The sequence below is a fragment of the Thalassorhabdomicrobium marinisediminis genome, from assembly GCF_003072065.1.
In the GTDB taxonomy this organism is placed as follows: domain Bacteria; phylum Pseudomonadota; class Alphaproteobacteria; order Rhodobacterales; family Rhodobacteraceae; genus Octadecabacter; species Octadecabacter marinisediminis.
Window position 1 is genome coordinate 100,879 of sequence record NZ_QCYG01000011.1, and the last position, 25,482, is coordinate 126,360.

The window sequence follows — 25,482 nt, forward strand, 5'->3', positions numbered from 1 at the left end:
CCGGACGATGATGCCCGGCCCGACACGATCAAGGAGATCTATTATGCGTATCAGCCTCTTGCCGCTTGCCGCCGTTGCCTTCGCGGGAACCGCGTCCGCCGACGTCGCCCTGTCCGTCCCGCTCAATCTGGGCACCAACGGAAGTGTGGAAGCCCAGACCTATGCCTGCGGCGATGATGCGCCCTTTGCTGTTCAGTATGTGATCACAGACGCCAACACGCTGGCCATCGTCCCCGTCGACGGCGAAGACCGGATTTTCGTCAATGTGGTTTCGGGGTCCGGCTCGAAATACGTCTCGGGCGCCCATGTCTGGTGGAGTAAGGGCGACAGCGCCACGCTTGAGAACACGATGGACGAGACCTCTGTCATGGAGTGTCAAGCACAGGGCGGCGCCGCGTCCGAGTGACCGGCCCCGCCGCCCTAACCGCGGCCCCGTAACCCCCCTTGCAGGGCGGTGAGTAGCCCGGGTCGCGGTTTCGGCACCTCTTGCGCGATCTCGATCATGTCGCCGATGTCCCGGCGGAACTGATCCAGCGTGAACCCGATCCCGAACATGCGCCGAAGGGTGGCGGGCGGCAGTGTGGCCGTCTCGCCGCTTTTGCGGATCTCTTCGAGCGTACCGAGATAAGCGCGCACGGCGGGGGTGAGCGTGTCGAAATCCTCGGACACCTTCTCTCCGGCCAGAAGGGCAGCGATGCTGTTCAGGGTCTGAGCCGCAGCCCCGGCGGCATGGCACCATGGGGCCGCGATACTCTCGGGCAGCGCATCGTCACCGATGTCGCGCCCCGCCCGACGCAGCATGTCGGTGTTGTGCCGCAGACGCCGCAACGTGCGCAACAGCCGCGGCGCGCCGACGTGGCGCTTGGTGCGCCCGCGCCGTTCATGTTCGGCCGCCTCGGTCAAATCGGCAAGCTGCATGATCTGTTCACGCACCTGTGCGGCCAGCCGACTGTGCTGCCCCCGGGCTGTAGGTGCCCGCTGTGCCAGCACCGCCAGTTGCCGCGCCAGAAGTGAACAGATGCCCGCCGCCGTATCCACCGCCGCCGGAAAGGCGCGCGATGGCAAGACCGTGAGCGAGACCAGAACCCCCATGGCACACCCCAGCGACACGCCAAGCACCCGGTCCAGCGCCAATGTGAGCGTATCAAGCTCGAGGATCGGGCCGTTCAACAGGATGATCACCGCGCTGATCGGCGCCACGCGAAACCCCGGGGACAGCGCGCCCAGCAAAGCCAGCGGCGTCAGCGCCACGACCAGTGCCAGCGACATCCACATCGGATCCTGCGGCAGGATCAACGCCGCCGCCCCGGCCCCGCAAACCGCCCCGGCGATGGCCGCGAAGAACTGCTCGACCGCCACACGATAGGACCCGCCAACGTTGCTTTGGGTGACGAAAATGGCGGTGATCACCGCCGAGAAATCCACCTGAAGGCCCAGCAGGAATACCAGCAAATAGGCGCCCGCGCCGGACACCACCATGCGCAACGCGTGTTTGATTTGCCAGTGCAAGCTGTCCATGGGGCCCTTTCCGATTGCTGCCGGTTCGCGTGGCCCAGCCTAGCGGTCAATCGTGGCGATGGGTATGGCCGTCGTCGTGGGCGTGATGATGCGGCGCCATCGGGCCGGGATCGACGGGCACGTGGTCACCGCCTGCATAGGTCTTGTGCATCTCGCGCACCCAGTCGCACAGCTTCTCAACCGTGTCGGCCTGCTTGCGCGACAGCGGCAGGACCGGCCTGCCGTCACGGGCCTTTTGCGCGTCGGCCACCATCCGATCCACGTCCACATCCACATGGGGGCCAAGGTCGATCTTGTTGATGACCAGAAGATCGGCGCCGCTGATCCCCGGCCCGCCCTTGCGCGCCACATCGCCGCCGCCGGCCACGTCCAGCACGAACAGTTGCGCGTCCACCAGCGCCGGAGAGAACGTCGCCGTGAGGTTGTCTCCGCCGCTTTCCACCAGCACGATGTCGAGCGGAGCGAAATCGCGCTCCAGATCCTCGACCGCCATCAGGTTCATGGTCACGTCGTCGCGGATGGCGGTATGGGGGCAGGACCCGGTCTCGACGGCGCGGATCCGCTCTTCCGGCAGCACGCCGGCAGATTTCAGGAACCGCGCATCCTCGTCGGTGTAGATGTCGTTCGTGATGACCCCAAGGGCGAATTCGTCGCGCAGGTGGCGACAGATCGTGGCAATCACCGAGCTCTTGCCGGTGCCCACGGGGCCGGCCACGCCAAGGCGCAGGGCACGGGTCTTCGGGGCTGTCGTGTGGTCATCATGCATGGGATGTCTCCTTCAAGTGGCCCAAGGCGGGCCGAGTTCATTCAAGCCGCGCATCAGAAGTTGACGCAGGGACAGGCTGTCGGGCGCGACCGCGCCGATGGCGACGCCCGGTCCGGCCAGCGGTGTCAGCGCGGCGGTGGGCGCATAAGGTTGGACGGATGGCGCAGCGTCGATCCAGTCGGGGTCGACCGCAATCACCGATCCGACCGCACGGTGCCGATCCAGAACCGCAGCACCCTCCCAGCCATCGCTGGCGGGTCCGAACGCGATTTGCTGGTCATAAAGCGGCGTACCGTCCCGGGTGACGCGCAACCGGCTGGACAGATCGCCCGCAGGCTCACCGTGACGGCCCAGCAAAGTCTCTTCGCGCAGGATCATCCGGGCGTCGGGCGCGAGCGTCACGCGCACCTCGTGGCGGTGGTTGCAGCGATGGGCGGCGATGATCGGCTCGGCGAGCCAGACGAAGGTGGCGCCGTCTTCGACCTCTACCCGGATCGTCATGCGCGAGGCCGCGCCGGACAGGCCCGGCAGGATCAGCATGGCCGAAACCTCTTGCAGGACCAGTGTGCTTCCCGCCCCGACCCGCACATCGAGCGCGTAATCGTCCCCGCCCAGCGGTCCAGCCGTCCCCGCGGCAAGGGCCACGCGGGCCACGTCGGGGCTGCGGTGGGTCAATGGCTCGGGCCCCTTGGGGTTGCTCTTGCGCAGCACCAAAGGCCCGTCGGACCGCAACGTCTGGATCAGGCTGCGGCCCCGCGCGTCAAGCGCGCTTGTCAGCACGGCCCGCGCGGACATCGCACCGATGGGACCGGCGGGCGGTTTATGACGCGAAAAGTCGTACATCCCGCCTCCTGTGGTGTTCGGCGGCGATGTCCGACAGCGGCGCGCCGGTGGATGGCAGATCGGAAGGCGGCCCTTCAGCCGCAGCCGCCGCCTGCGCCGCCAGCGTATCCAGCCGCGACGTCATCCGGGCCAGAATGGCATGCACGTTGAACGGATCAACCGGCATCAGCTTGGCCGCCGCTGCCGCCGCGCCGGAGTTGCTCTCGTGCAGGCTCGCCATGGCGGCCTCTTGCGGGGCAAGGCCCAGAACCGCCGCCGCGACCCCCATCACGATCGGCTGATGGGGGGCCGCGCCCAGCGCTTCGAACCTTGGATCGGGGTGAATGCTGCTTAACGCGCGGCGCAACTGCCGCCCCAGATCGCGCGAGATCTTGCGCAGCTCGGGCGAAGGCGTGCGCGCGTCCAGCTCGGCTTCAAGGTCCGGCAGATCGCTGAAATCGCCCCGTCCTGCCCGCGCGCAGGCAGCAGCGGCGAAAGCAGCGGCGATCAGGCCGGTGGTCTGCGCCCGTCCGATAAGGAACCGCTCAAGCCCCGGCATATCGGTGACCCGGCCCGCAGCGACAGCAGGTTCCAGCCCACCGGAATGGGCATAGCCGCCCGCCGGAAGGCGTCCGTCCGCCAGCAGCATAAGTGCCGCCTGTCTGTTCATCCCGTCCGTGTCCATTCAGAACAGGAAGTAGCGCTGCGCCATCGGCACTTCGCTGGCCGGCTCATGATCCGCGATTTCGCCGTCGATCTTCACCGAATAGGTGTCGGGATCGACCTCAATCCGTGGCAGGGCGGTGTTTTCAGGCATATCCTCTTTGCCGCGTCCGCGCGTGCTTTCGATGGCGACGAAGGCGCGGTTGGTGTTGATGCGGTCCGCGATGCCGTCATCGATGGCCGCCTGCGACACAAAGGCAAGGCTGGTCGCCCCCGAGGCAGTGGAATGCACGTTGAACCCGGTCCGCTCCATCACCGGCTGCGGCGTCGGGATCGAAGCGTTGGGATCGCCCAGCGCTGCCGTGGCCACCATGCCGCCGGTGAAGACCGTATGCGGCCGCACCCCGAAAAGCGCGGGCTGCCACATCACGATATCGGCCTTCTTGCCCACCTCGATCGAGCCGATCTCGCGCTCCATCCCGTGGGCGACGGCAGGGCAGATGGTGTATTTCGCCACGTACCGCCGCGCGCGGTGGTTGTCGGCGCGGTCATCCCCGGGGAGCGATCCGCGCAGCTTCTTCATCTGGTGTGCGGTCTGCCACGTGCGCATCACCGTCTCGCCGATGCGGCCCATGGCTTGTGCGTCCGACGACATGATGGAAATCGCACCCATGTCCTGCAGGATATCCTCGGCGGCGATGGTGCCCGCGCGCACGCGGCTTTCCGCAAAGGCCAGATCGTTGGGCACCTGCGGGTTCAGGTGGTGGGCCACCATGACCATGTCGAGGTGTTCGGCCACAGTGTTCTTGGTGAACGGCCGCGTGGGATTGGTCGAGGCGGGCAGCACGTTACGCTCACCGGCGATGGAGATGATGTCGGGCGCATGGCCGCCCCCTGCCCCTTCGGTGTGGAAGGCGTGGAAGGTGCGGCCATTCACGGCCTTGAGCAAATCTTCCACAAACCCCGCTTCGTTCAACGTGTCCGAGTGGATCGCCACCTGCACGCCGGATTCTTCGGCCACGGACAGGCAGGCGTCGATGGCCGCCGGGGTCGCGCCCCAATCCTCGTGCACCTTGAAGCCGCCGACGCCGCCGCGCAATTGCTCCCACATCGCTTCTTTCGACATGGTGTTGCCGCGCCCCAAAAACAGCACGTTCACGGGCCAGGGGTCGAAGCCTTCCAGCATCCGCTCCATCCACCAGGCGCCGGGGGTCGCCAGCGTGGCCTTTGAACCCTCGGTCGGGCCGGTGCCGCCACCGGTCACTGTTGTGACGCCGGAGGCCAGCGCCACCTGCATCATCTGCGGCCCGACGAAATGCACGTGGGTGTCGATGGCGCCTGCCGTGGCGATCAAACCGTTGCCGGCCATAACTTCCGTTGATGGCCCGATCACCAGCGCCGGATCGACCCCGTCCATCGTGTCCGGGTTGCCGGACTTGCCGATGCCCACGATGCGCCCGTCGCGCACGCCGATGTCGGCCTTGATGATGCCCCAGTGATCCAGAATGACCGCGCCGGTGATCACCAGATCGGGGGTGCCTTCGGCGCGGGTGTGCGAGGATTGGCCCATCGACTCACGGATCGACTTGCCGCCGCCGAAGACGGATTCATCCCCCCCGCCCGAGCGGTCCTCTTCGACCTCGATGGTCAGGCAGGTGTCGGCGAGCCGGATCCGGTCGCCCTTGGTCGGCCCGTATGAGGCCACGTATTCGCGGCGATCAACCTTTTGCATTGTCGAGCTCCCCTTTGCACAATCCACGCAACCCCAGAACGATGCGCTTGCCCTGAATGGGCACCAGTCCCACCTCGGCCACGGCGCCCGGCTCGAACCGTTCCGCCCCGCCGGACAGCACCGCAAGGCGCTTGCCCCAGGCCGCATCGCGGTCGAATTCAAGCGCTGCGTTCACTTCGGCGAAATGGAAATGCGAGCCGATCTGGATCGGACGGTCCGAGGTGTTGGCGACGCGGATCGTCGTCACCTCCAGACCTTCGTTGATCACCACATCCCCCTCGGCATAAAGGATCTCGCCGGGGATGATCGGATCGCTGTCATGGTCCAGCGCCTCTTCGGTCTGGCGGCGCGGGGCTTGCCGCGTGCCGCCGCCCGGGCGGCGCGGCTCACTGGGGCTGCTGGTGCCTGACGATTTCGTGCGTTCGGACGCGTCCGAACTGGTCTGGTCATAGTCGCGGCCCGGATCGTCCGTCGGATGCGCGGCGCGCTCGCTTGCGGCGCGGGTCGCGTTGTCGGCCGCCAGTTGCGCGAAGGGATTGAGTTTGCGGGTCATCGGATCGGCTCCATCACTGTGACAAGTTTGGTGCCGTCGGGGAACGTCGCCTCAACCTGAATTTGCGCGATCATCTCGGGCACGCCTTCCATCACGTCGTCGCGGGTCAGCACGTTGCGCCCGGACTCCATCAGGTCGGTCACGGACTCGCCGTCGCGGGCCCCTTCCAGAAGGTAGGATGTCAGAAGCGCCGTCGCCTCGGGCAGGTTCAGCTTCAGCCCCCGCTCCTTCCGCTCAAGTGCCAGCTTGCCGGCCGTATAGACCATGAGCCGTTCCTGTTCGTGCATGCTGAGTAACATCGACACCCTCCGAGTTTTTCATTCGCCACAGGTCATGGTGCCGCATGACCCGCGACATGTCACGTGGAAAACCAAGGCGACGCCCTTCCGGCCCTTTGCCCTTTCGCAGGCCACCGCCAATCCCGCGCCCCTTGTTGCTTTCCGCGCCGCGCGCATTACCCTTCCCCCAAACTACACAGAAGGAGGCCTGCCGTGCCGTATTTCGGAAAATATGACACCCCCGACGAGCTGTTGCGCGACGATACGGTGAGCCGGGAGGAGAAGATCGCGATGCTTGAACAATGGCGCGACGACAAGAAAGACTACATGCGCGCCACCGATGAAGGCATGGAGGGCGAGGATCGGGCCGAATTGCTAAAGAAAATTAAAAAGGCTCTGGCCGAGCTTCAGTAAGGCGCGCGGGCGGCAGGTGATACGCGTTACCGCGCGTCCCCCAGCCTCGTGCTATACAGGCCGCGGTTCCCGTCACGGTGAGGGGACGACAAAATCAGGACGAGAGCCATGGCCCAGACCCTGCGCGATACGTTGGCTTCGGTAAGATCGCTTCTGGGCGGAACGGCGGCTTTCGTCGCCGGCAACAGTTTGCTGGGCGTGGTGCTTCCGCTGCGCATGGAGGCGGCCGATTACCCCGTGGCCCTGATCGGTGTGATCATGTCGGCCTATTATCTGGGGCTGGCACTTGGCGGGTTCCGGTCGAAACTCGTGATCCTGCGGATCGGCCATATCCGCGCGTTTTCGGTCTTTGCCGCGATCACCGCCGCGACCTGCCTTGCCTATGACACCTTCTTTGGCCCCGCCGCATGGGTGATTTTGCGGGTCATCAACGGGTTTTGCATCGCCGGCATGACAACGACGGTCGAAAGCTGGCTGAATGAACGCAGCAGCAATAAGACCCGCGGGCGCGTTCTGGGGGCCTATATGCTCGCCTTCTATCTGGCGATGGCGCTGGGGCAGACGCTGGTGAACCTCGCACCGGTGGGCGACGGGGACCTTCTCGACCTGTCCGCCGTGCTGATCGGGCTGTCCCTTGTGCCCATCGCGATGACGGGTCTGGGCAAGCCGGACCTGCGCGACATCCGCGTTCTGGGCGTGCGGCAGATCTTCGCCGCCTCGAAGATCGGCGTGGTGGGGGCCGGCGTGGCCGGGGTGCTGATCGGCTCGTTCTACGGGTTGGCGATCGTCTTCGCCCGACAGATCGGGTTGAGCGTGTCCGAGGCGGCGCTGTTCATGTCGGTCGTGGTGCTGGGAGGCCTTGTGTTTCAAGTGCCCATCGGGATGCTGGCGGACCGGTTCGACCGCCGGATCGTCATGGCGAGCATCCTGCTAACCGTTGGCGCGTCCTGGGGCCTGTTGTCGATCTCGATCGCCCACGGGGTGCCGCTGACCGTGCTGATGGGCATGGCGCTGGTCTTTGGCGGCGCGATCAGCAGCGTTTATCCGCTGTGCGTGGCCCAGACCTTTGACCGGCTGGACCGCAAGTTCTACGTGGCTGCGTCGGGGCGTCTGCTCATGGTCTATTCCATTGGTGCGACGATCGGGCCGCTGCTGACCTCGGCCCTGCTCGCGGCGTTCGGGCCATCGGCCTTTTTCATCTTCGAATCCGTGATCGCGGTGGGCTATGCGCTGTTCGTGCTGTCCAACCTGCGCAAAGCGCAGCAACTGCCCGAGCCAGAGCGCGAGAAGTTCGTGCCCCTGCCCGACAGCTCCCCCGCCGCGCTGGTGCTCGACCCGCGCACCGAGCCCGAGACGTCCGATCCGACCTGACCGCCACGGCGGCGCTTGCGGTCAGCTTGGCCGTTTTTCTGGTAGAGCCTCCGGTCTGCTCCGACACACCGACACAACTTCAGCGGTCAGCTTGCGGCCTCATCGAAGCCTTGCAACACGTTCACGGTGTTCACGCCGACCTCTTCCACCGCATAGCCGCCCTCCAGCACAAAGACCGTCGGCAGCCCCAGCCCCGCCAGCGTACGGCCGCAGTCGGTGTAATCCTCGCTTTGCAGTTTGAAGAAACTGATCGGGTCGTGCTCGTAAGTGTCGAGCCCGAGTGACACGATCAACAGATCGGGGGCATAGTCCGCAATGCGCGCAAGAGCCTGATCGAGACACTCTTTCCAGACCGCATAGGGCGTATCGGGCGGAAGCGGATAGTTCACGTTGAAGCCCTGCCCCGCGCCGGTGCCGGTTTCATCCGCATGGCCCAGAAAATGCGGGAAAGCGTCCATCGGGTCGCCGTGGATCGACAGAAACAGCACGTCATCGCGGTCGTAGAAAATCTGCTGCGTGCCATTGCCGTGGTGAAAGTCCAGATCGATGAGCGCGACCCGCTGTGCCCCGGTGTCGCGCGCGTATTGTGCGGCGATGGCCGCGTTGTTGAGGAAGCAATAGCCGCCGAACTGGTCGCTTGCGGCGTGATGGCCGGGGGGGCGGCACAGGCCGAAGGCCGCCCGCTCCCCGTTCATGACAAGGGCGGTCGCGGTCAGGGCCACGTCCTTGCTGGCGACTGCGGCCTCATAGGTGCCGACCGATATGGTCGTCTCGCAGGCCAGTGCGTAGTAGCCGATCTTGCCTTCGATGAACCGCGGGATATGCGGAGAATTCATCGTGCGCGTGGGCCAGCAATTGGCGATGGCCTCACCCCCGAAACCGGCGGCGGCCCATTCATCGGCGCAGGTCCGGAGGAATTCGACAAATCCCGCATCATGAACAGCGAGCACAGGGTCGAGCCCGAAATCATCGGGGGCCACGACCTCCCCCAGGCCAGTCTCCATGATCCGCTCAAGAATGATCTCCGCCCGGCGCGGACATTCGAACGGTGCCACAAGCCCGCCTTCGTGGATCTCGATCTTGGCGTCGCGCAGTTTGTGCTTGTCGGTATAGACCGTCTTCATCGAACCCTCCTGATGGACCGTTGCGGCAATCCTTCTGGCAAGCAGGCCGCAAGATCAAGCGGCCGCGGACCTTATCAAAGCCGAGCTACGCCAGACTGTTCGCCCGCAGCGCTTCGGGCGCAAGGTCAAGAACGGCGTCTGCACCGGTCACGACAGCGCTTTGACAGGCCTTCGCCTTCGGCAACAGATGGGTCGCGTAGACCTGCGCGAGCGCCAGCTTTGCGTCAAGATGGGGCGAGCCCTGCCCCGCCTCGGTCCGTGCAGTGGCCGCCCGCACCGTGTCGCCCATGATCCATGCGCCAAGACACAGGCCGAAAACCTCTTGTATATTGGTCGCCGCCGAAAGCGCTTTCGGCGCGTCTTGTGCCATGGCCCAGTCAACGCAGGATTGCATCAGGTCCGCCGCGCCTGTGACGTGGTCGGCCCAGTCTTCGGGCAAATCCGCGGCCGACCCTCAACGACGTGAAGGGGCTCCCCGAAGTCTGCACCCAACTGCACGACATCATCGCCGACCTGTCCGACTGGAAAGCTGACTGCGTCCGCTCGAAAGATGTCAGCGACAGCGTCCTGCTGCACGGCCCACCGGGGACGGGCAAAACCATGCTGGCCGAAGCACTCGCGGGATCAGCGGGGGCGCACTTTATCGCCACCTCCTACACTGACCTGCAAGCCGCAGGCCACTTGGGCGACTACTTGAAGGCCATGGCGATGGTCGTGGCCGAAGCTATGGCTCGGGCGCCGTCAGTGATCTTCTTCGACGAGCTCGACAGCTTCGGCACGCGAACCCGAGATCCAAGCTCGGGGAACAGCCGCTACATGACCGCTGTCATCAATGACCTGCTGCAACAGCTCACCCGGTTGAACGCGGCCGAAGGCGTCATTGTCATCGCCGCAACGAACCACCTGGACCACATCGACCCGGCGATCCTGAGGGCGGGGCGCTTCGATATGACGCTGCGTGTGCCGATGCCGGACAAGGCCGGTGTCCGCGATATCCTGGCGCATCACTTCGGCACGGAGATCGAGGTCGAAGAGGCTATTGTCACAACCCTTCTCGGCAAATCCGGCGCAGATCTCGCCCACATCGCCCAAGACGCAAAGGCCCGCGCGACGGGCGCGAACATCCCTGACCGCAGAGCACCTCCACCAGACAGTTGCAGACCACGCCCCGCCGGTTTGCGCAAAGCATCTCCGCCGAATCGCTGCCCATGAGGCGGGTCATATCGTGGCCGCCGCGGTCCTCGACCTCGCCCTGCCCGTTCGTGCTCGCATCACCCCTACAGGCGCCGAGGTCCTACGCCCCGCCCGCACAAGCTACACCGCCGATATCATCAAGGCAGAACTCGTCTGTCTCATGGCCGGCCGCGCCGCCGAACAGCTCCTGATCGGCGATATCTCCTCCGGGTCTGGTTTCTGGCCGTAAAGCGACCTTGAGTTGGCTACCGCACTGCATATGGCGCAGGAATATCAGTGGAGGCTTGGGGAGAGCAGTCTGATCTACACGCCGATGGCGACGTCCCCGTTGGCACGGACGCACCGCGGTCTAGAGGGCCGTGTGAAGGCCGGCAAGTCAGCAGGAGGTAAGAGCTACGGCTATGATATCAATCGCAGCCCCCTGCCCGACGGCACCTTCACCACCGGGGACCTTGTCATCAATGAAACAGAGGCCGAGATCATCCGTCGGATCTTTACCGACTACGCGGCTGGCCTCAGTGCGCGGCGCATCGCCACTGCATTGAACGAAGTAGGTGTCCCTGCCCCACGCGCGCCAACGTGGTCGTTCTCAACCATTTCTGGAAACTGGAAGCGAGGTACAGGGATCCTGAACAACGATCTCTATATCGGAGAAAGGATCTGGAATCGCCAACGCTTCGTCAAATGCCCACAATCGGGCAAGCGCCAAGCACTCCCGAACCCAGCGGAGACTTGGCTGCGCGAGCCGGTACCCGAGCTGCGTATTATTGATGAAGAACTCTGGGACGCGGTCAAGGAACGTCAGGGCGCCACGCGCAGCGCGATCCTTGAGGCCCGCTGTGACGGTGATGGCCCGCAAGCGCACAATGGCCGCCGCGCGCGTTACCTGCTGTCGGGGACTGCCGAATGTGGAAACTGCGGTGCGGGCTATATCATGATCAGTGCCGATCGGATGGGATGTTCTGCCGCGCGCAACCGCGGCACCTGCCAGAACCGCAAGACGATCAAACGGCTCGACCTCGAGGAGCGCGTGTTGTGCGGTCTACGCGAGCGCCTGATGACGCCCGAGATGACCTCGACCTTGTGGAGACCTATCAGGCCGAAAGCCGCAAAGAACGGCGCGCCGCCCAAGCGGCCTGCGACCAAGCCGAACAGGACCTCGCCCAGATTACGCGTGAGATCGACAATATCGTTGAAGCGTTTGCGCAGGGCATGTTTCAGGCGAGCATGAAGGAGAAAATGGATGCGCTCGAAGCCCGCAAGGCTGAGCTGGAAGGCACCATCGCGGCCCACACCGAAGAGAATACGGTTCTGCTGCATCCTGGTCTTGCCAATCAGTTTCGCTGGCAGGTCGAGGATCTGGTATCCAGCCTCAACGATCCGGCGCTCAAGACGGAAGTAAGCGTTGCATCTGACCCCCTGATTGCGCTCTAAAACTGACCGCTTCTCTTCGGCTAATCTGCATCCGCAAGATAATCGGAGGCGACTATGGCAGAACGTGAAGTCTGGGGTTTTAAGATCGGAACATCCCCTTCCGGCAAGAGAATTTGGCCGAACGCACTCAAGCGAGAAGCAACGAGAAGGCTTCGAGAAGACGGCGTGTCTCCAGGCGAGGTGGCGGCCGAATTGGGAGCGCATGAATGCCTCGTGAGGAAATGGTGGGTGGCTGATCGGCGCGAACGCGGAGAGAAGATCTCTGTCGAGGGCTCAGCCTTCACGCAGGTGTCAGTCGATCAGAGGGCCGTTCCGGCTGCGTTACCAACGACTGCTCCCGTCAATGGATCGACTTGCTCCGCCCATCTGTATGTGGGTGGTATCTGCCTTCAGTTTCCCTTGTCCATCGACGAAGCCGACCTTTTGAAACTGATCCGTGTTGCGGGACAGTGCCAGTGATTGCGCCGTCCAGCAGCTATCGAATCTATCTGGCCACTCACCCCGTCGACTTCCGAAAGGGGATGGATGGCTTGGCCAATTACGTCATGACCAATTTTGAACTCGATCCTTTTTCTGGTGCGTTCTTCGTCTTCCGCTCAAAGGGACGGGACAAGATCAAGATCCTTATGTGGGACGGCACTGGCTTGGTGATGATCTACAAGCGCATTGAAGGCGCAGGCTTCGTCTGGCCCAAACTCTCAGAGGGAACTATGACCCTGACGAAGGCACAGTTCGAAGCTCTCTTTGAAGGGATTGACTGGCGCCGCGTCGTCTCGGCTGCCTATCACCACCCCACCTTTTTCGAAAAATCAAGTGCCGAGGTCGAGTGAGGTGGCAACTATCCCTTTCATTCAAAGCAAGCGCTTATTCATCTGGCAGACCGCCGATCACTCTGAAATGCAACTTGCCAAACACCTGCGGCGATCGCATATCGGTTAACGCGCCAAAGCTTTCGGATCTTCCCACGCGGGAAGCGGATACTGATTAAGCTCATCGCGTATGCTGCGCCACTTCGGCATATTGTCGTCAAGGATTTTGATGAAACGCTTATCATGGTTCGGCGATATCAGATGAGCAAGCTCATGCAGAATAACATAGTCGATCATGCGCTCAGGCTTCTTCGCGAGTTCTGAATTCAGCCAAATGATCCGCTTTTCAGGATCGCAGCTGCCCCATTTCGTCTTCATCGGCCTGATGCCCCATTTCTCGGGGTGACGGTCCAGGCGGTTTGCCCAGAACGATATCCGGGGAGCCGAGTAGGTCCGTAACCTGGCTTTCAACCAGGCATCCATCCAGCGCCGCATCTGTTCGGTCGTGCCGTCGCCCGGCACCTTCATGGCCAGCCGATCACTACCCTGCCGGAGGATCCGATGGACCTTCTTGTCCCACCGTTGAACGTCGAGACGAAGCGCTCTGCCGAACAGATGATGTGTTTCGCCCGACACGAACCGGCGTTCCGCCTGACGCTCCTGTTTCCGAAACTGGGTTTGCTTGCGCTTGATCCACTGCATCCTGGTCAGGACGGCAACGCGGATGGCCTCGTCACTAACCCCGTGCGGCGCCGCGATCCTGACGCGGCCCTCAGGGGGGTAGCAGCCAATATGCAGATTCTTGATCGCCTTGTGCACGATTTCAACCTCGATGCCGCCGATCTGTGAGGTTTCAGTATTCATGCTGGTTCTTCAGGATTTCAAAGATCCGTTCGACTGCGTCGGGATCAGCCAGAACTTGCTCGAGGCAGCGCCGAACCCTCCGCTCCTTCATAGCAGTGCCCCGCCAGCCGAAAGGCGCGGTGTCGCGCACGGCACGGTCGACCTCCAGTGCCAAAGCCTCATCGCAATCGAGGTTGTCATAGAGCGCCTTTTTGCCCGGGGTCGTGATCGCCTCGGGATATTGCCTGCCGTGGCCGCTCTTCGCGTCCTTCACCAGGGCTGCGATGCGCTCGAGATATTCGGCATATTCGATAGCATCGTCTCTGCGCTGACAAATGAGGTCCGTCAGCAAGTCTGACATTTTCTCGTAGAAACGCGGGTTGACCGGCATCTCCTCGATGATCAGCTTTCGCACGTTGTTCTCGATAGCCTCGGCCACGTTCTCGCGCTTGCGCTTTGCCGCGGGCGGCAGGTCATCCACGGCCGCAGCGCCCTTGCTGAGAACGAGGTCGACCAGGCTGATATCGTCGAGGTGAGAGATAATCTCTGAATCTTCGGCGCGGATGTAATTGTCGATCAGGTGCCGCATGGCAGGCTCGTAGAGCTTCATGTCGACCGCATCGGCGCTGTGCAAGCGAACGGCATCCCTGATCCCGATCGCTCGCTCCACCTCACGCCGAAACTCGCCCAGTTCCAGATCGTTGAAGCTTGAGCCCTCGGGCTCGGCGGCGATGTTGGCATAGACGCGGGCGTAGCGGCCCGAAATCTTGTAGAGCGCCTGACGCCGCCGCGTCTTCTCCTCGGCGTCCGGGTCGTTGTCGATGCCTTGCGGGCTCGAGAAATAGGTAAAGCAATCTTCAAGTGATTTCGGCTGCTCGACGCCATCCATGAGGCCCAGCCAAGCGTCGCGCGCGGTGCGCAAATCCTGATCCGCCTGTTTGGCGCGATCAGTGATCAGGCCCTCCACGTCTTCCTTGTCGAAGGCATCGAAGGCTTCCGAGGTGTAGTCGTCCACGGCGCTTTCGATGTTCCGGAACAGGTCCTTGTAGTCGACGATATAGCCGAAATCCTTGTCATCGCCGTCCAGCCGGTTCACCCGGCAGATCGCCTGGAACAGGCCATGATCGCGCATCTGCTTGTCGATATAGATATAGGTGGCCGTGGGCGCGTCGAAGCCGGTCAGCAGGCGGCTGACCACGATCAACAGCTTCGTGCGGCCGGGCTCCTTCTTGAACAGCCGCAGCGCCTCGTCCTCGTAATCCTCCTCGGAGGTGTCGCCCAGCAGGTCGGTATAGACCCGGTGAACATACTGCCTCTCGGTCTCACCCATGCCGGTTTCTTCGCCGGTGATCTCGGGTGCCGCGCGCTTGTAGGAGGTCACGATGGCGCATTTGTCGGCCAGCACCGAGCCGGATTTGCGGAATGTCTCGAAGAATTTGCAGGCCTCTGGGATTGACCCGGCCACCAGCATGGCGTTGCCCATGCCCGCGCTCAGGCGGGGCTTCATCTCCATATCCATGATGATGTCGTTGGCGATCTGCTCCAGCCGGTCACGGCTCGACAGCACCCGCTGCAAGGTGCCCCACCGCTGCTTCAGCGTTGCCTTGGCGATCGGGGTCAGGCCTTTTGTTTTGGCTTCGAACCAGGCGTCGATCTTATCTGGTGCGCTGATCCGCTGGTCGATGTCGCGCGCCTCATAGCGCAGGTCCAGCACCACGCCATCCTCGACCGCCTCGTCGAACCGGTAGGGGGTGCCGATATAGGGGCCGAAGGTTTCCAGCGACGTGCCCTTGTCGGATTTAAGAAGCGGCGTGCCGGTGAAGCCCACGAACATTGCCTCGGGCAACACCTTGCGCATCGCTTTGGCGAGCTTGCCGGACTGGGTGCGGTGCGCCTCGTCAATGAAGACGAAGAACTCGCCGACGGGCGCGCCGATATTGGCGTTCTGGATGTCCGTAATCAGACCCTCTATCTCGCCCTCTTCGCGCTTGCCGAACTTGTGGACGAGCGAGCAGATGACCCGGTCGGTCGGGTCTGCCAGCGCCGCCATCAAGTCGTTGCCGGAGCGGGCGCGGCGCACCTTGTCGCCGGTATTGCCGAAGACATCCTCGATCTGACTGTCCAACTCCTTGCGGTCGGTGACCACCAGGATACGCGCATCCGGCAGTGCCTCCCGGATCCAGCGGGCCAGCATGACCATGATCAGGCTCTTGCCCGAGCCTTGGGTCTGCCAGATGATCCCGCCTTGCTTGTCGCGCACACGGTCCTGCGCGGCCTTCACGGCGAAATACTGGTTCGGGCGGGCGATCTTCTTGATGCCGGCGTCGAACAGGGTGAAGTCGTGGATGATCTCCAGAAACCGCTCTGAAGCCATCAACTGCGTCACATCGCGATCAAGGCGGGCGGTGATCTCGCTGTCTTCCTTCCAGGTCAGCCAATAGGGCTGCGGCGTCTGGATCGGGGCATAGCGCAACCCCTCGCTGTCATTGCCGGCGAAGGTGATCTGCACGGTGGTGAAGAAATGCCGGATGAACTCGGGCCGCTGGTTGTCGAGGGTCTGGCGGATGCCTTCGCCAACGCCCACGGTGGATTTCTTCAGCTCCACGGTGCCAAGCGCAATGCCGTTGACGTAGAGCACCAGATCGGGGCGCTTGTTCCAGGCCTTGGCGGCCTTGCCCTTGATGGCGACCTCTTCGGCGACGCCCATGTCATTGGCGGCGGGATCGGCCCAGTCGATGAAGCGGACGGTGACGGGGGCCTCGCCGGGGCCGGGGGCGACGGCCACGCCATAGCGGAGCATCTCGTAAAAGCTCTGGTTGGCCTCATAGAGCTTCGTGCCCTCCATCCGCGCCTCGCGTTTCAGGAGGGTGATGGCTTGAGTGACGATCTCGGGTGCGTAGCCGCGGGAGAGGAGCCAAGGCCGCAGCAGCTCCTCCTCTATATTGGCGTTGCCATCACGCTTTTGCCAATCGCCGAGGTAGCGCCAGCCGAGGCTGCCGGGGGTGTCGGTCTGGTGTGCGCTGAGCAGGTCGATGACCCGGTTCTGCGCCTTGCGTTCCGCCTCGCCGATCTTGCTCATGGGGCCCCCTCCGTTCTGGAAAATACTCGTTGAAAAATATCGTCAGACCAGCCTGATCCGTCCGGTCAGAAGGTTCTGCATCATGCCCTCCTTCACCTGCCGCGCTTTTTCGAGGCGGGCTTCGAGGGGCTGAATTTCGGCGTCCATGTCCGCGAAAATCTGTGCAATTGCGGCTTGTTCGTCCACCGGTGGCACGCGGAACTTCAATCCTGCGAGATTTTTTTAGAAATGCCGTAGACAGAAGACCCGGTTGCAATACTCTCGATCCCGGCCCGCACATCACGCAGGAATTGGATGTAGGCTTTGAAGCCATCCGCCACGATTTTGGGATTGCCTCGAAGAAGGAATGTGTGCAGCCCTGCGACGATGTCAGCACTTTCAGCACCACGAACCTCGACAGACTTACCGACATCCGCGACATCCTCTGATGCGTCTGCAATCACCAAATCACCATCTTGGACTCGCGACAGCGATGCCACCTGCGCTGGCACGATTTCGGGAAGCCGGGTCCGGGACAGGTCCAAAACCGCGGACGTCATTCCGTGAATATCGCCGTAGTGGATGTAGCCGACGCCGAGGTTGCTCCCAAGTTGGGAACGCGATGCCGAGCCAGTTCGCAAGAACTGAAAGCAATGGCCGAAAGTGGTCTCCATCCACTCCCCCGAGAACCCCGGAAGACGGCGCTTGGCGGTCAGGAGGTCCTGCATCGCGCCCTGCTTGATGTGCCGCTTCTTGGCGATCAGCCGCTCCAGCCCCTCGATCAGCGCATCCGCATCCGAAAGCGCCTCGGCGATAGCTTCCTGTTCGCTGAGAGGTGGACAGGGAAATGTGAGCTTTCCAACCGTTGTGAGATTGATGCCGGTCTTCGCGCCAACATCAGTCATCTCGATAAAGCGCCGTTGGGGGGCGGCAGAAGCCAGGTAATAGGCCACGAATTTCGGTGACACTTGATCCGGCGGAAGTCGAAGGCAGGCAACGTGCTGATTGATGTATGCTGGTGTTGGAACACTTTCATCGACATAGCCGATAATGCCGATGTCTGCGGTAATCGAAATCAGGATGTCGCCCTGCCGTAGGCCAGTGCGTAACCCTTCTTTCTCGCTCGCAGGCAGAGCGACGTGCTGCCGGTCAGATAAGTCTGGCGTGATCCTGTGACGTTTAAGATTTGTGATCCGCATGAAAAGATCGCCATGGTCGGCATAGTATTTCGCCCAACCCCGCGAGCCGCTTGTAATGAAAGGATTAAATGACGCGGCGGTGCGCATCGGCCATTCATCCGGTTTCTCAACGTCGGCATTGGTCACCAGATCGGAAGCCGTCATGATGCAAAGCCCATCGCTTCAAGGTGCGAAAAAACTTTCGCACCCAGCAACTCAACATCGTCGGACATCTCTGGCAGCGTATGCCCATACCGCTCCGTCAGCACTCGCACCCGGGCGGTCAGCTGCTCGGTCCGCGCCTCGATCTCGGCCTCGATCAACTCGGCGATGTCGGTTCGCCATTTGTCATCCACGACAAGGGCGCGGATCTCTTCTTCAGTCAGCTCGGGGTATTTCTTCAGCGTGGCCTCGGTCAGCGCCTCCTCGGCCTCCTTCACAGCCTTTTTCGCTGCCGTCTCGGCCGTCATCAGTTTGGCGACCTTTCTCAGCAGAGGCGCTTCCTCGGCATCGGCCTCACCCGATTTCACGCGAGCCTTGATCGATGCGGCGGTCAGCTTACCCGCCTCGGTCAGCGAATCGGCCAGCAGTCCACCCTCGGCCCCGTGTTCCTCGACCTGTTCCTCGATTTCGCGGCCCACCTCTTCGACCCGGGTCTGAGCGTCATCGACGGCCTGCTGCATTTGGGGGAAGAAGCGCGCGACGATCAGCCGGGGCGGGATGACATCGGCCACGAGGCGCACCTTGTTCACGATCAAGTCGGCCTCTTCCAGCCATTTGACCTTCTTGCCGGCGACCTCCTTGCGCGCCTCGCGCAATTCCTTCGCGGCCTCCCAGCCCTCGTGTGCGATGATGAAGACATCGTCCTGCATCACCTCGGCCCAGTAGGACATGAGCCGTTGATAGGCCTCATACTGGTCGATGAGCGGCGCGTCGGCAAAGCGGGTCAGCATATCCTCGGCGATGGTATGAATCAGGTCCTTGGGCTTGTCGCCGACCTGGATGCCATCCATCAGCGGCGCGTTTTCCCCGGCCCAGCCGTCAAGGATGCCATGGACGTGGTCGCGGAAGGCGTCGAACTCCGGATGGTGGTGCGGACCTCCTCCGGCGCGACCAGCGGATCAGAATAGCCCGGGCGCGGGTTCGGCCCGAAGAGGGTGGCGCGGACGCCCGGCATGAAGTCCCAAAACTCGGCCAACAGGTCGATGTCGCGGTTCGGCACACCACCCTTCAGGTGGGCCTCGATGTCCTGGAGGTCTTCGGGGTCGGAGCCGTCGATATAGCGCGGGATGTTCAGGTTGAAGTCGTTGCGCGTGATCTCGGCATAGGGGACGAGGCGGGAGTAGCCGTTGATCTCGGCCTCGCGGGTGTAGGCGTCGGTGATCTTGTGGATGTCACGCTCGCGCAGGCGGTTCTTGTTGCCGTCCTTAGTGAAGCCGCGGGAGGCGTCGATCATGAAGACGGGGCGCTCGGTGCAGGCCTCCGATTTGTCGAGCACAATGATCGAGGCGGGGATGCCTGTTCCGTAGAAGAGGTTCGCCGGCAGGCCGATGATCGCCTTGATGTATCCGCGCTTGAGGATCTTCTCGCGCAGTTCGGCTTCCCTGTTGCCCCGGAACAGCACGCCCTGGGGCAGGATGACCGCGCCGGAGCCGGTGGCTTTCATCGATCCGAGGATATGCAGCAGAAAGGCGAAGTCGCCGTTCTTGTCGGGCGGCATGCCGAGGTCGAAGCGCCCGAACCTGGTGTCACTGGTTAGCCCCGCTCCCCAGGCTTTGGCCGAAAAAGGCGGGTTGGCGACGACGAAATCGAAGGTCTGAAGCTCGGTCTCGGAGGCCATGAATTGCGGCTCACCGATGACATCGCCCTGGGCGATCTCGGCATCCTCGCGGCCATGCATGATCATGTTCATCTTGGCGAGGCCGCGCGTGGTGATGTCGAATTCCTGACCATAGATCGTCAGATCGACATCGGCGGCATCGGCAGCCTTCAGCAACAGGGAGCCGGACCCACATGTCGGGTCGTAGACGGTCTGCTTGGGGCTGGTGGCACGGTCGACACCCGCCACGGCGGCAACCACGCGCGAAACCTCGGCAGGGGTGTAGAACTGCCGCTTGCTCTTGCCGGACTCCGTGGCGAAGTTCCGCATCAGGTATTCGTAGGCATCACCTAGGATGTCATCGCCATCCGCCCGGTTGCGACTGAAGTTCAGCTCCTCGCGGCTGAATATGTTGATAAGTGCGGTCAGCGTGGAGACCATCTTGGCACCGCGGCCGAACTTCTCAGTGTCATTGAAGTAGGCACGGTCAATGACGTTCTTGAGATCGTTGGCTTCAGCAATCCCAGCAATGGCCGTATCGATAGCTTCGCCAATGTCCTTGGTTCCGCGCAGCTTCTTGAGGTCTTCAAACGAACAGCCACTGGGCACCTCGATTAGCGCGTCCGGCTTGCCCACTCGATCGGAGACGTACTTAACGAACAGGAGCGTGAGGATGTAATCCTTGTATAGAGAGGCATCCATACCACCCCGCAGCTGGTCACAGCTGTCCCAAAGGGATCTGTAGATATCACTCTTCTTGATAGCCATTGTGCTCTGCCCTTTGCCAAGTTGCCCGTATTCTCATCGCGCAAGATGATTGAGGTCTAGCCCTTTCTTGGACTCAGGAACAGAGATGCGTTTGCCGATCTGGTCACTCAGAGGGGGCGAAGGGTCGGTAGAGAACGCCAGATCGGCTGCAACGAAGCTGGTAGCGATGCCGTCGCAGAAAAAAGTTCATGACCAACGCCGCGCCGAAACAGATTGCGAAAAACACGCAAAATGCTTTGCGAGAATTATAGTGTTGTTTTGTTTTTCCCTATATGAATTACGGCCTCCTAGCAGTGAAGAGATTTGCGAAAAATTGACTATTGCGCTTGCAAAAAATGAAGAGTAAATAGGCCATCAGCGCCGTTCGAAAGACAGGCGACGCTTGTGGTTTTCGACTTGAATGTTGACCTTTGATTCTCGGTACGTCATTTCGTTTTGAAGTGATTCGCGAAGATGAAAGGCATTCCGTTGGATTTGACCATTGATCGAGAAAAACATGCCCGTATCAGGTACGAGCTTTCTCTGCGTGGCTTGACGCTGGTTGAGATCGCGAATCGCGCGGGGGTGAGCATTTCTGCCGTAAGTGCGGTGTCTCTTGGCAAAAGTAGATCCGCGCGCGTCGAGACGATTTTGGCGAAGGCGCTGGACATAGAGCCAGACAGACTCTTCCCCGAAAGGTACCCTTCCAACAACGGAGGGTGTGCATGAGTTAAAGGCACAGGGCTCTGGAAGAGTTGAGGCCCCGGGACTGCAATCCCAAGGGCCTCGAAAAATCGCTCGGCGCGACACCTCGTCTATCCCCGACACCAATTAAGAAGTCAAGCCAAATGCTCGTCGTTTGATTGGCATGCTCACTCCGGTCTCGCTGGAATATTTGGGCTGAGACCGTGTCTGACCTCTGGGATAGCGGAAATGGAAATTATAGAAAAAGCGTGCGCCCAACTCGCAGGCCATGCCGACCACTTTGTTCAAGAGCTGGCGGATGAGATCTCGCGGGCAGATAGCCAGCGCCACACCGAACTCGTAAAACTAAAAGCCAAGCTCTCGACAGCTTCGGCCGAAATCAAAACCTTGCGTGCTGAGCTGAAGCGTAAAAATGCTCAGATCAAAGACCTTTAACGGGGCAAATTTGGTCCAAGTAACGAGAAGGGCAATCGCAAAGACGATCACCTTGAGGATGTAGCTTTCAAAGACAGCGATACCGACGATGGCGAAACATTCGAGAAGGATGATGCTCAGAAGGGAGCGGCCCCAAAGGACGCGGCGTTAAAAGAAAAACCGCGCGGCATGCGTGGCAAACAGCGCCTTGAATTTCCGGAGCACCTTCGCCGCGAAATACGGATCATCGAACCTGCCCCTGCCCAGTTTTGTTCCTGCGGCTGCGGCACAGTGAGGATGGATCAGCAGGTTATTTAAAAACTGAGCCATAAACCTGCCGAGATCTATGTCATCCAAGAAATCTATCCCAAGTACAGGTGCCAGAACTGTGATCGTTTTGCGCAGGCCAAAGTCCCGGGACGGGTGTTCGACTACACAAGGTTCGACGATAGTCTTGTTGTTGGTGCTCTCGTCGCAAAATATGCGGATTTCTTACCGCTGTATCGCATTCAGCAAATATTTGGCCGTTCAGGCATTCGCTTGAACCGCACGACGCTCAGTCGCTTGGTCCTGAAAGCCGGTGACTTTTTGAGGCCAATCTACGAATCCTTGATCGCAGACATTAAATCCGACACGAAGCTCTTTGCAGATGAAACTCGGATCCCAGTCTTGCAGCCAGGGTTGGGCAAAACAAAAACATGCTACGCTTGGGCGATTTGCCGAGACGATCGGCGATGGCGAGGCAACAAGCCCCCTGCCGTCTCTTTTCACTTTACAGGGTCACGGGAAGGACGACATGCGGAGACCATTTTGGAAGGATACAGTGGAGTTCTGCAAGTCGACGGCTACGCAGGCTACAATCGCCTGACGCGTGAAGAACGGGCTGGAGGCTCCTTGGCGCTCGCCTACTGTTGGGCGCATGCGCGTCGGAAATTCGAACATGTTAAAAAAAGTACAGGTTCAGCGGAGGCGTCGGAGGTTCTCGAACGGATCCGCGCACTTTACGCCATTGAAAAAAGTTTGCAGAAGAACCACGCAACGGCCTTGGTTCGGCAGGCCGTTCGAGAGGCCCAGAGCAAGCCCATTGTGGATGCACTGTTTAATTATCTGGAAAATCTCAGTTCACGGATCCTAGGGAAATCAGTGCTTGGCGAGGCGATCAACTACACGATGAAACTGCGTAATGGGTTGCGCGTATTCCTGTCCGATGGTCGTGTGGAAATAGATAGCAACCCAGTTGAGAATACGATCCGGCCTCTGGCTGTGCTTCGAAAGAATGCGCTCTTTGCCGGTTCGGCGCGCGGCGGCGATGTCTGGACCATCATAAGCAGCCTGATCGGGACTTGTAAGCTGAACGGCGTCGAGCCGCATGCATACTTCTCCTGGGTATTTGAGAACTTGGCGAACAAATTGCCACTCTCGAAATATGACAAACTCTTACCTTGGCATTGCCCGAGGGGAGCGTATGCGGTCTGACTACACACAATGAAGAGGCCCTGCGTTGGACATGGCACCGGAAAGACCGCCAGTCTGTAGCCCTGCTTCGAAAGAGGCTGGATCATGGAGGCGGCCAGACTGGGCGGTAACCAGACCTTCGCTGTGCTCGACATCAACGGCACGACAGCGCGCGAAGCTGCCGGTCGCAGGCGATCGGCCGTTCCGAGAGGCGTTGTCGAGTAGGAAAGAACTTCGCAGCTAAGCGTGCGAGTTCGCCGGGTCTTGCCATCTCAAAGACCTTGGAGCTGCGAGATGAGTGTCTTCAGGTCTTCATGGATCTCCTCTGGGGCCATCTCCCCCCAAAGGTCATCAATCGATTTACCAGCTTCTTTTAGGCGGGTCGCAAGCGCTTCCTTAAACTCACCCTCCAAAATTGGCGGCGCGTCAGCCGGAGGGGCCTCGGACCAGGGCAGGAAGAGTATTTCTTCCCACCAGGTTCGGATTGCCGTTATCTCCAACCCGAGAGTGCGGGCAATGCAGGCTGGCACCAACGCATAGTTCTCGATCTCTCGGCGCCGGAAAGTCCGGGATGCGAAATTTGCCAGCCCATGACCATCCGACTTGTCGCGCAGCGTCTTTTCGCAGACGGTGTTCAATGGAACGCCATCGCGGTCGCGCAAACTAAGGGCCCGAATTCCCGGAATACCTTTCTCCAACTTTTGGAAAAATTTGCGCCGGTCTTTGTGACTCTCCGTTGTCGGATAAGCCTCTATGTCTGATAGCGAACTACCAAGCGAATTGGCCATGGCTTTCAAGGCGCGCAGATCGGAAGCATTCTCCACGAACACAATCCTTTTGGTCTTCCGGACACGGTCGATGAAGGGGTCATACACTTCTCCCAAACCAGAGAACATGCGGACCCGGTCGGCCTCGCTTACCAGATACTTGGGCTTGGCCTTTTCAAAGGAAATGATCTTTTCTAAGGGCGCGCCGAGCAGGACCTCGCGCGAATGGGTGGCTACAAGGACCTGCTTTCCGTTCGACTCAATGAGTGCATCAAGGGCATCGATTAGGACACCTTGAAGGCTTGAGTGCAGGTGCGCATCCGGCTCATCGAGCAGCAGGGTGTCTGTGTCTGGATTAACCGCATAAGCATAGACGCAAATCCACTGCAAAGCACCGGCTCCCTCGACCATGAGATCACGTTTGGCCCCGGCATTCCGATAGCGTTTGGTTGCTTCGTCATAAACCACAGGCTGAGTGAAGGCTTGAAGCGCAGTATGATAAGTTTCGTCGTAATCGGCCATAAAGATCTCGAAGCCGAAGGTCTCGCGCAGAGTGGATTGCAACCGCTCCCAAGGATCAGTGGCGCGCAGTTCTTTCAGGTCGCTGCTGGAAATTTTCGTCTTGCCCTCTTTCAATTCCGCTCGTTTCACCTCGTTCGCCCGGCGAAGATCCAAAAGGACATTGCGCAGAACAGACCCCGCCAAGCCGCGGCCCAGCATTGCGCGGCGCATGGCGGGCGTAGCGAAGGGCTCCTTGGCATCCAGCCCGGCAACGGGCGGCAGGTAAACGATATCCGGAAGAACGTCGCAGCTGGTGAGCGTAGTTTCGTCAGCTCGGATAAAGAGACGGTCGTTGGTCAGCGACAGGGATATCTTTAGGTGATGATCTCCGTCCACGGGGTGCGTCCAGTCAACCCTGATCGTGAGGGAATACCCTTCCTCTCCGGGTATCTGCGTCTTTAGCCCATACCAAAGGTGCTTTAGGTCTGGCAGATTGATCGGGTTAAAATCGTCATCCGAGAGCCCGTAGCCCTGACCGGAGAACCCCATCATGATCGCCTCGTCCCCCTTCCCTCGGCGGAGAACGAACATGCAAAAGCTCCAGACTGCCAGCGCATGCAGCAGGGTGGATTTACCGCTGTTATTGGGCCCAGCCAAAAGAGTATTACCGCTTCTGGAAACTTCGATCCTTTCGGCTTCAAAACGTTTGAAGCGCCGCATCTCGATGGATGTAATCATGCAGGTTCCATATCCCTTCAGGTCCGTAGCCACCGGCGCGGTGAGCGTCCCATAAGACCAGAATAGACCTCCTTTAAGCGTAGATCGAAACAACTTATTCAGGAAAAAGCTCTCGTCTACAATCGCGAATGGCTGGCGAATGGTCTTATTTGGCGGGTGGAAAATTAAGCAGAGACTGTCAAATTCCCCCCCCTCTCGCGAGCGTAAAAGGGGAAAGTTCAAGCAGCAGCTTCGATCGCGTCCGCTTTGGGGCTGATCGGTAGTCAGCTGCGTTAGGCATGAATGTCCGCCCAGGGCCGAGGGCTCCCACGAGCAACATCTATATTGGCGCTACGCGCCAATATATGGGGTAAGGTTTGCTTGAGATAGCTGTCATAGCCGGGGTCAGATGCAACGCTTACAGACGGAAGCCGGGGACCTACTGCGCAGCTTGATCGACAAGATCATCCTGACACCGGACCCCGATGCGCCCAACGGGCATCGGGTCGTGCTCCAGGGAGAGCTGGCCGGGATTTTGTCGTTCTGTGAGAATGGGATGTCTACAAACGCCAACACCCGCAGCAAGGCTACGGGCGTTCG

General features: G+C 61.0%; 30 protein-coding genes. 14 read left to right on the plus strand and 16 right to left on the minus strand.

Features of this window, described 5'->3' with window-relative positions:
- Positions 1-43: 43 nt before the first annotated feature.
- Positions 44-406, plus strand: coding sequence for an MliC family protein (locus DC363_RS15560; protein WP_158270893.1), 363 nt, complete (start codon positions 44-46; stop codon positions 404-406).
- A 14-nt stretch (positions 407-420) separates the two neighbouring features.
- Here the strand turns inward: DC363_RS15560 and DC363_RS15565 are convergent, their stop codons facing one another.
- From DC363_RS15565 to DC363_RS15595, 7 genes are all read right to left on the minus strand, one after another.
- The gene (locus DC363_RS15565; RefSeq protein WP_108642077.1) at positions 421-1,518 is read right to left on the minus strand and encodes an FUSC family protein; all 1,098 of its coding nucleotides are present in this window, start codon (positions 1,516-1,518) and stop codon (positions 421-423) included.
- Positions 1,519-1,564: 46 nt separating this feature from the next.
- Positions 1,565-2,284: an urease accessory protein UreG gene (gene ureG, locus DC363_RS15570; protein WP_108642078.1), complete on the minus strand. Its 720-nt coding sequence runs from the start codon at positions 2,282-2,284 to the stop codon at positions 1,565-1,567.
- 12 nt (positions 2,285-2,296) lie between these two features.
- Positions 2,297-3,127 carry an urease accessory protein UreD gene (locus DC363_RS15575; RefSeq protein WP_108642079.1) on the minus strand — a complete coding sequence of 277 codons (831 nt, stop codon included), beginning with the start codon at positions 3,125-3,127 and terminating at the stop codon, positions 2,297-2,299.
- Positions 3,105-3,776, minus strand: a complete 672-nt coding sequence (locus DC363_RS15580; protein ID WP_108642106.1) for an urease accessory protein UreF — start codon at positions 3,774-3,776, stop codon at positions 3,105-3,107. The genes DC363_RS15575 and DC363_RS15580 overlap by 23 nt, the downstream gene beginning before the upstream one ends.
- 15 nt (positions 3,777-3,791) lie before the next feature.
- On the minus strand, positions 3,792-5,501 hold the full coding sequence (locus DC363_RS15585; protein WP_108642080.1) for an urease subunit alpha: 1,710 nt from the start codon (positions 5,499-5,501) through the stop codon (positions 3,792-3,794).
- A complete protein-coding gene (locus DC363_RS17000; protein WP_196778446.1) occupies positions 5,488-5,808 on the minus strand; it encodes an urease subunit beta in 321 nt (106 codons plus the stop codon). The genes DC363_RS15585 and DC363_RS17000 overlap by 14 nt, the downstream gene beginning before the upstream one ends.
- Before the next feature lie 242 nt (positions 5,809-6,050).
- The gene (locus tag DC363_RS15595; RefSeq protein ID WP_422396416.1) at positions 6,051-6,341 is read right to left on the minus strand and encodes an urease subunit gamma; all 291 of its coding nucleotides are present in this window, start codon (positions 6,339-6,341) and stop codon (positions 6,051-6,053) included.
- 204 nt (positions 6,342-6,545) lie between these two features.
- On the opposite strand from DC363_RS15595, the gene DC363_RS15600 reads away from it, so the two are divergent.
- Together DC363_RS15600 and DC363_RS15605 are read left to right on the plus strand one after the other, a co-directional pair.
- The gene (locus DC363_RS15600) at positions 6,546-6,746 is read left to right on the plus strand and encodes a hypothetical protein (RefSeq protein ID WP_108642083.1); all 201 of its coding nucleotides are present in this window, start codon (positions 6,546-6,548) and stop codon (positions 6,744-6,746) included.
- A gap of 108 nt (positions 6,747-6,854) precedes the next feature.
- On the plus strand, positions 6,855-8,117 hold the full coding sequence (locus tag DC363_RS15605; protein ID WP_108642084.1) for an MFS transporter: 1,263 nt from the start codon (positions 6,855-6,857) through the stop codon (positions 8,115-8,117).
- Positions 8,118-8,203: 86 nt separating this feature from the next.
- On the opposite strand, the gene DC363_RS15610 is transcribed toward DC363_RS15605, so the two are convergent.
- Complete coding sequence (locus DC363_RS15610; protein WP_108642085.1) at positions 8,204-9,241, minus strand: histone deacetylase family protein; 1,038 nt, start codon at positions 9,239-9,241, stop codon at positions 8,204-8,206.
- An 85-nt stretch (positions 9,242-9,326) separates the two neighbouring features.
- Positions 9,327-9,680: an acyl-CoA dehydrogenase C-terminal domain-containing protein gene (locus DC363_RS15615; RefSeq protein WP_108642086.1), complete on the minus strand. Its 354-nt coding sequence runs from the start codon at positions 9,678-9,680 to the stop codon at positions 9,327-9,329.
- Between the two features lie 23 nt (positions 9,681-9,703).
- On the opposite strand from DC363_RS15615, the gene DC363_RS15620 reads away from it, so the two are divergent.
- From DC363_RS15620 to tnpB, 6 genes are read left to right on the plus strand one after another with little or no spacing between them, the layout of a single operon-like run.
- Positions 9,704-10,453 carry an AAA family ATPase gene (locus tag DC363_RS15620; RefSeq protein ID WP_108642087.1) on the plus strand — a complete coding sequence of 250 codons (750 nt, stop codon included), beginning with the start codon at positions 9,704-9,706 and terminating at the stop codon, positions 10,451-10,453.
- A gap of 13 nt (positions 10,454-10,466) precedes the next feature.
- Positions 10,467-10,664: a hypothetical protein gene (locus DC363_RS16905; RefSeq protein WP_158270894.1), complete on the plus strand. Its 198-nt coding sequence runs from the start codon at positions 10,467-10,469 to the stop codon at positions 10,662-10,664.
- A 12-nt stretch (positions 10,665-10,676) separates the two neighbouring features.
- The gene (locus DC363_RS15630) at positions 10,677-11,666 is read left to right on the plus strand and encodes a recombinase family protein (RefSeq protein WP_146180801.1); all 990 of its coding nucleotides are present in this window, start codon (positions 10,677-10,679) and stop codon (positions 11,664-11,666) included.
- An 8-nt stretch (positions 11,667-11,674) separates the two neighbouring features.
- The gene (locus DC363_RS15635; RefSeq protein WP_146180802.1) at positions 11,675-11,869 is read left to right on the plus strand and encodes a hypothetical protein; all 195 of its coding nucleotides are present in this window, start codon (positions 11,675-11,677) and stop codon (positions 11,867-11,869) included.
- 54 nt (positions 11,870-11,923) lie between these two features.
- Entirely contained in the window at positions 11,924-12,328 is a 405-nt protein-coding gene (locus tag DC363_RS16730; RefSeq protein ID WP_146180803.1) for a transposase, read from the plus strand.
- Positions 12,325-12,699 (plus strand): IS66 family insertion sequence element accessory protein TnpB, encoded by a 375-nt coding sequence (gene tnpB / locus DC363_RS15640; RefSeq protein WP_196778441.1) that lies wholly within the window; start codon positions 12,325-12,327, stop codon positions 12,697-12,699. The genes DC363_RS16730 and tnpB overlap by 4 nt, the downstream gene beginning before the upstream one ends.
- 105 nt (positions 12,700-12,804) lie before the next feature.
- Here tnpB and DC363_RS15645 read toward each other — a convergent pair whose 3' ends face one another.
- The 5 genes from DC363_RS15645 to DC363_RS17010 form a co-directional block, all read right to left on the minus strand.
- On the minus strand, positions 12,805-13,542 hold the full coding sequence (locus tag DC363_RS15645) for a M48 family metallopeptidase (RefSeq protein ID WP_108642091.1): 738 nt from the start codon (positions 13,540-13,542) through the stop codon (positions 12,805-12,807).
- Positions 13,532-16,600 carry a type I restriction endonuclease subunit R gene (locus DC363_RS15650; RefSeq protein WP_108642092.1) on the minus strand — a complete coding sequence of 1,023 codons (3,069 nt, stop codon included), beginning with the start codon at positions 16,598-16,600 and terminating at the stop codon, positions 13,532-13,534. Before DC363_RS15650 ends, DC363_RS15645 begins: the two co-directional genes overlap by 11 nt.
- A 203-nt stretch (positions 16,601-16,803) precedes the next feature.
- Entirely contained in the window at positions 16,804-17,922 is a 1,119-nt protein-coding gene (locus DC363_RS15655) for a restriction endonuclease subunit S (protein ID WP_146180805.1), read from the minus strand.
- Positions 17,919-18,770, minus strand: coding sequence for a hypothetical protein (locus tag DC363_RS17005; RefSeq protein WP_196778442.1), 852 nt, complete (start codon positions 18,768-18,770; stop codon positions 17,919-17,921). Before DC363_RS17005 ends, DC363_RS15655 begins: the two co-directional genes overlap by 4 nt.
- Positions 18,770-20,344 (minus strand): type I restriction-modification system subunit M, encoded by a 1,575-nt coding sequence (locus DC363_RS17010; RefSeq protein ID WP_196778443.1) that lies wholly within the window; start codon positions 20,342-20,344, stop codon positions 18,770-18,772. Before DC363_RS17010 ends, DC363_RS17005 begins: the two co-directional genes overlap by 1 nt.
- Positions 20,345-20,429: 85 nt before the next feature.
- Here DC363_RS17010 and DC363_RS16740 point away from each other — a divergent pair, with 85 nt between their 5' ends.
- The 3 genes from DC363_RS16740 (at position 20,430) to DC363_RS15670 (ending at position 21,463) form a co-directional block, all read left to right on the plus strand.
- On the plus strand, positions 20,430-20,690 hold the full coding sequence (locus DC363_RS16740) for a hypothetical protein (RefSeq protein ID WP_146180806.1): 261 nt from the start codon (positions 20,430-20,432) through the stop codon (positions 20,688-20,690).
- Positions 20,691-20,797: 107 nt separating this feature from the next.
- Complete coding sequence (locus DC363_RS17365) at positions 20,798-21,052, plus strand: helix-turn-helix domain-containing protein (protein WP_108642093.1); 255 nt, start codon at positions 20,798-20,800, stop codon at positions 21,050-21,052.
- 204 nt (positions 21,053-21,256) lie between these two features.
- Complete coding sequence (locus DC363_RS15670) at positions 21,257-21,463, plus strand: hypothetical protein (protein WP_108642094.1); 207 nt, start codon at positions 21,257-21,259, stop codon at positions 21,461-21,463.
- Positions 21,464-21,610: 147 nt separating this feature from the next.
- On the opposite strand, the gene DC363_RS15675 is transcribed toward DC363_RS15670, so the two are convergent.
- Positions 21,611-21,799, minus strand: coding sequence for a hypothetical protein (locus DC363_RS15675; RefSeq protein WP_108642095.1), 189 nt, complete (start codon positions 21,797-21,799; stop codon positions 21,611-21,613).
- Between the two features lie 3 nt (positions 21,800-21,802).
- On the opposite strand from DC363_RS15675, the gene tnpC reads away from it, so the two are divergent.
- The gene (tnpC, locus tag DC363_RS15680) at positions 21,803-22,918 is read left to right on the plus strand and encodes an IS66 family transposase (protein WP_241963044.1); all 1,116 of its coding nucleotides are present in this window, start codon (positions 21,803-21,805) and stop codon (positions 22,916-22,918) included.
- 251 nt (positions 22,919-23,169) lie between these two features.
- Here tnpC and DC363_RS15685 read toward each other — a convergent pair whose 3' ends face one another.
- Positions 23,170-24,903: an ATP-dependent nuclease gene (locus DC363_RS15685; protein ID WP_108642097.1), complete on the minus strand. Its 1,734-nt coding sequence runs from the start codon at positions 24,901-24,903 to the stop codon at positions 23,170-23,172.
- A 388-nt stretch (positions 24,904-25,291) separates the two neighbouring features.
- Between DC363_RS15685 and DC363_RS17040 the strand changes: the two genes are divergently transcribed.
- A partial coding sequence (locus DC363_RS17040; protein ID WP_206749373.1) for a hypothetical protein occupies positions 25,292-25,482 on the plus strand: 191 nt, incomplete at its 3' end.

Bases quoted from the DNA above. Each gene is read 5' to 3' on its own strand.
- DC363_RS15670 (WP_108642094.1), top strand. From the start codon at position 21,257: ATGGAAATTATAGAAAAAGCGTGCGCCCAACTCGCAGGCCATGCCGAC.
- DC363_RS15645 (WP_108642091.1), bottom strand. From the start codon at position 13,542: ATGAATACTGAAACCTCACAGATCGGCGGCATCGAGGTTGAAATCGTG.
- DC363_RS15610 (WP_108642085.1), bottom strand. From the start codon at position 9,241: ATGAAGACGGTCTATACCGACAAGCACAAACTGCGCGACGCCAAGATC.
- DC363_RS15560 (WP_158270893.1), top strand. From the start codon at position 44: ATGCGTATCAGCCTCTTGCCGCTTGCCGCCGTTGCCTTCGCGGGAACC.
- DC363_RS15595 (WP_422396416.1), bottom strand. From the start codon at position 6,341: ATGCACGAACAGGAACGGCTCATGGTCTATACGGCCGGCAAGCTGGCA.
- DC363_RS15605 (WP_108642084.1), top strand. From the start codon at position 6,855: ATGGCCCAGACCCTGCGCGATACGTTGGCTTCGGTAAGATCGCTTCTG.
- DC363_RS16740 (WP_146180806.1), top strand. From the start codon at position 20,430: ATGCGTTTGCCGATCTGGTCACTCAGAGGGGGCGAAGGGTCGGTAGAG.
- DC363_RS15580 (WP_108642106.1), bottom strand. From the start codon at position 3,776: ATGAACAGACAGGCGGCACTTATGCTGCTGGCGGACGGACGCCTTCCG.
- DC363_RS17010 (WP_196778443.1), bottom strand. From the start codon at position 20,344: ATGGCTATCAAGAAGAGTGATATCTACAGATCCCTTTGGGACAGCTGT.
- DC363_RS15585 (WP_108642080.1), bottom strand. From the start codon at position 5,501: ATGCAAAAGGTTGATCGCCGCGAATACGTGGCCTCATACGGGCCGACC.
- DC363_RS15655 (WP_146180805.1), bottom strand. From the start codon at position 17,922: ATGACGGCTTCCGATCTGGTGACCAATGCCGACGTTGAGAAACCGGAT.
- ureG (WP_108642078.1), bottom strand. From the start codon at position 2,284: ATGCATGATGACCACACGACAGCCCCGAAGACCCGTGCCCTGCGCCTT.
- DC363_RS15575 (WP_108642079.1), bottom strand. From the start codon at position 3,127: ATGTACGACTTTTCGCGTCATAAACCGCCCGCCGGTCCCATCGGTGCG.
- DC363_RS15635 (WP_146180802.1), top strand. From the start codon at position 11,675: ATGGATGCGCTCGAAGCCCGCAAGGCTGAGCTGGAAGGCACCATCGCG.
- DC363_RS15685 (WP_108642097.1), bottom strand. From the start codon at position 24,903: ATGATTACATCCATCGAGATGCGGCGCTTCAAACGTTTTGAAGCCGAA.
- DC363_RS17005 (WP_196778442.1), bottom strand. From the start codon at position 18,770: ATGGATGGCATCCAGGTCGGCGACAAGCCCAAGGACCTGATTCATACC.
- DC363_RS17365 (WP_108642093.1), top strand. From the start codon at position 20,798: ATGAAAGGCATTCCGTTGGATTTGACCATTGATCGAGAAAAACATGCC.
- DC363_RS15565 (WP_108642077.1), bottom strand. From the start codon at position 1,518: ATGGACAGCTTGCACTGGCAAATCAAACACGCGTTGCGCATGGTGGTG.
- DC363_RS16730 (WP_146180803.1), top strand. From the start codon at position 11,924: ATGGCAGAACGTGAAGTCTGGGGTTTTAAGATCGGAACATCCCCTTCC.
- DC363_RS15650 (WP_108642092.1), bottom strand. From the start codon at position 16,600: ATGAGCAAGATCGGCGAGGCGGAACGCAAGGCGCAGAACCGGGTCATC.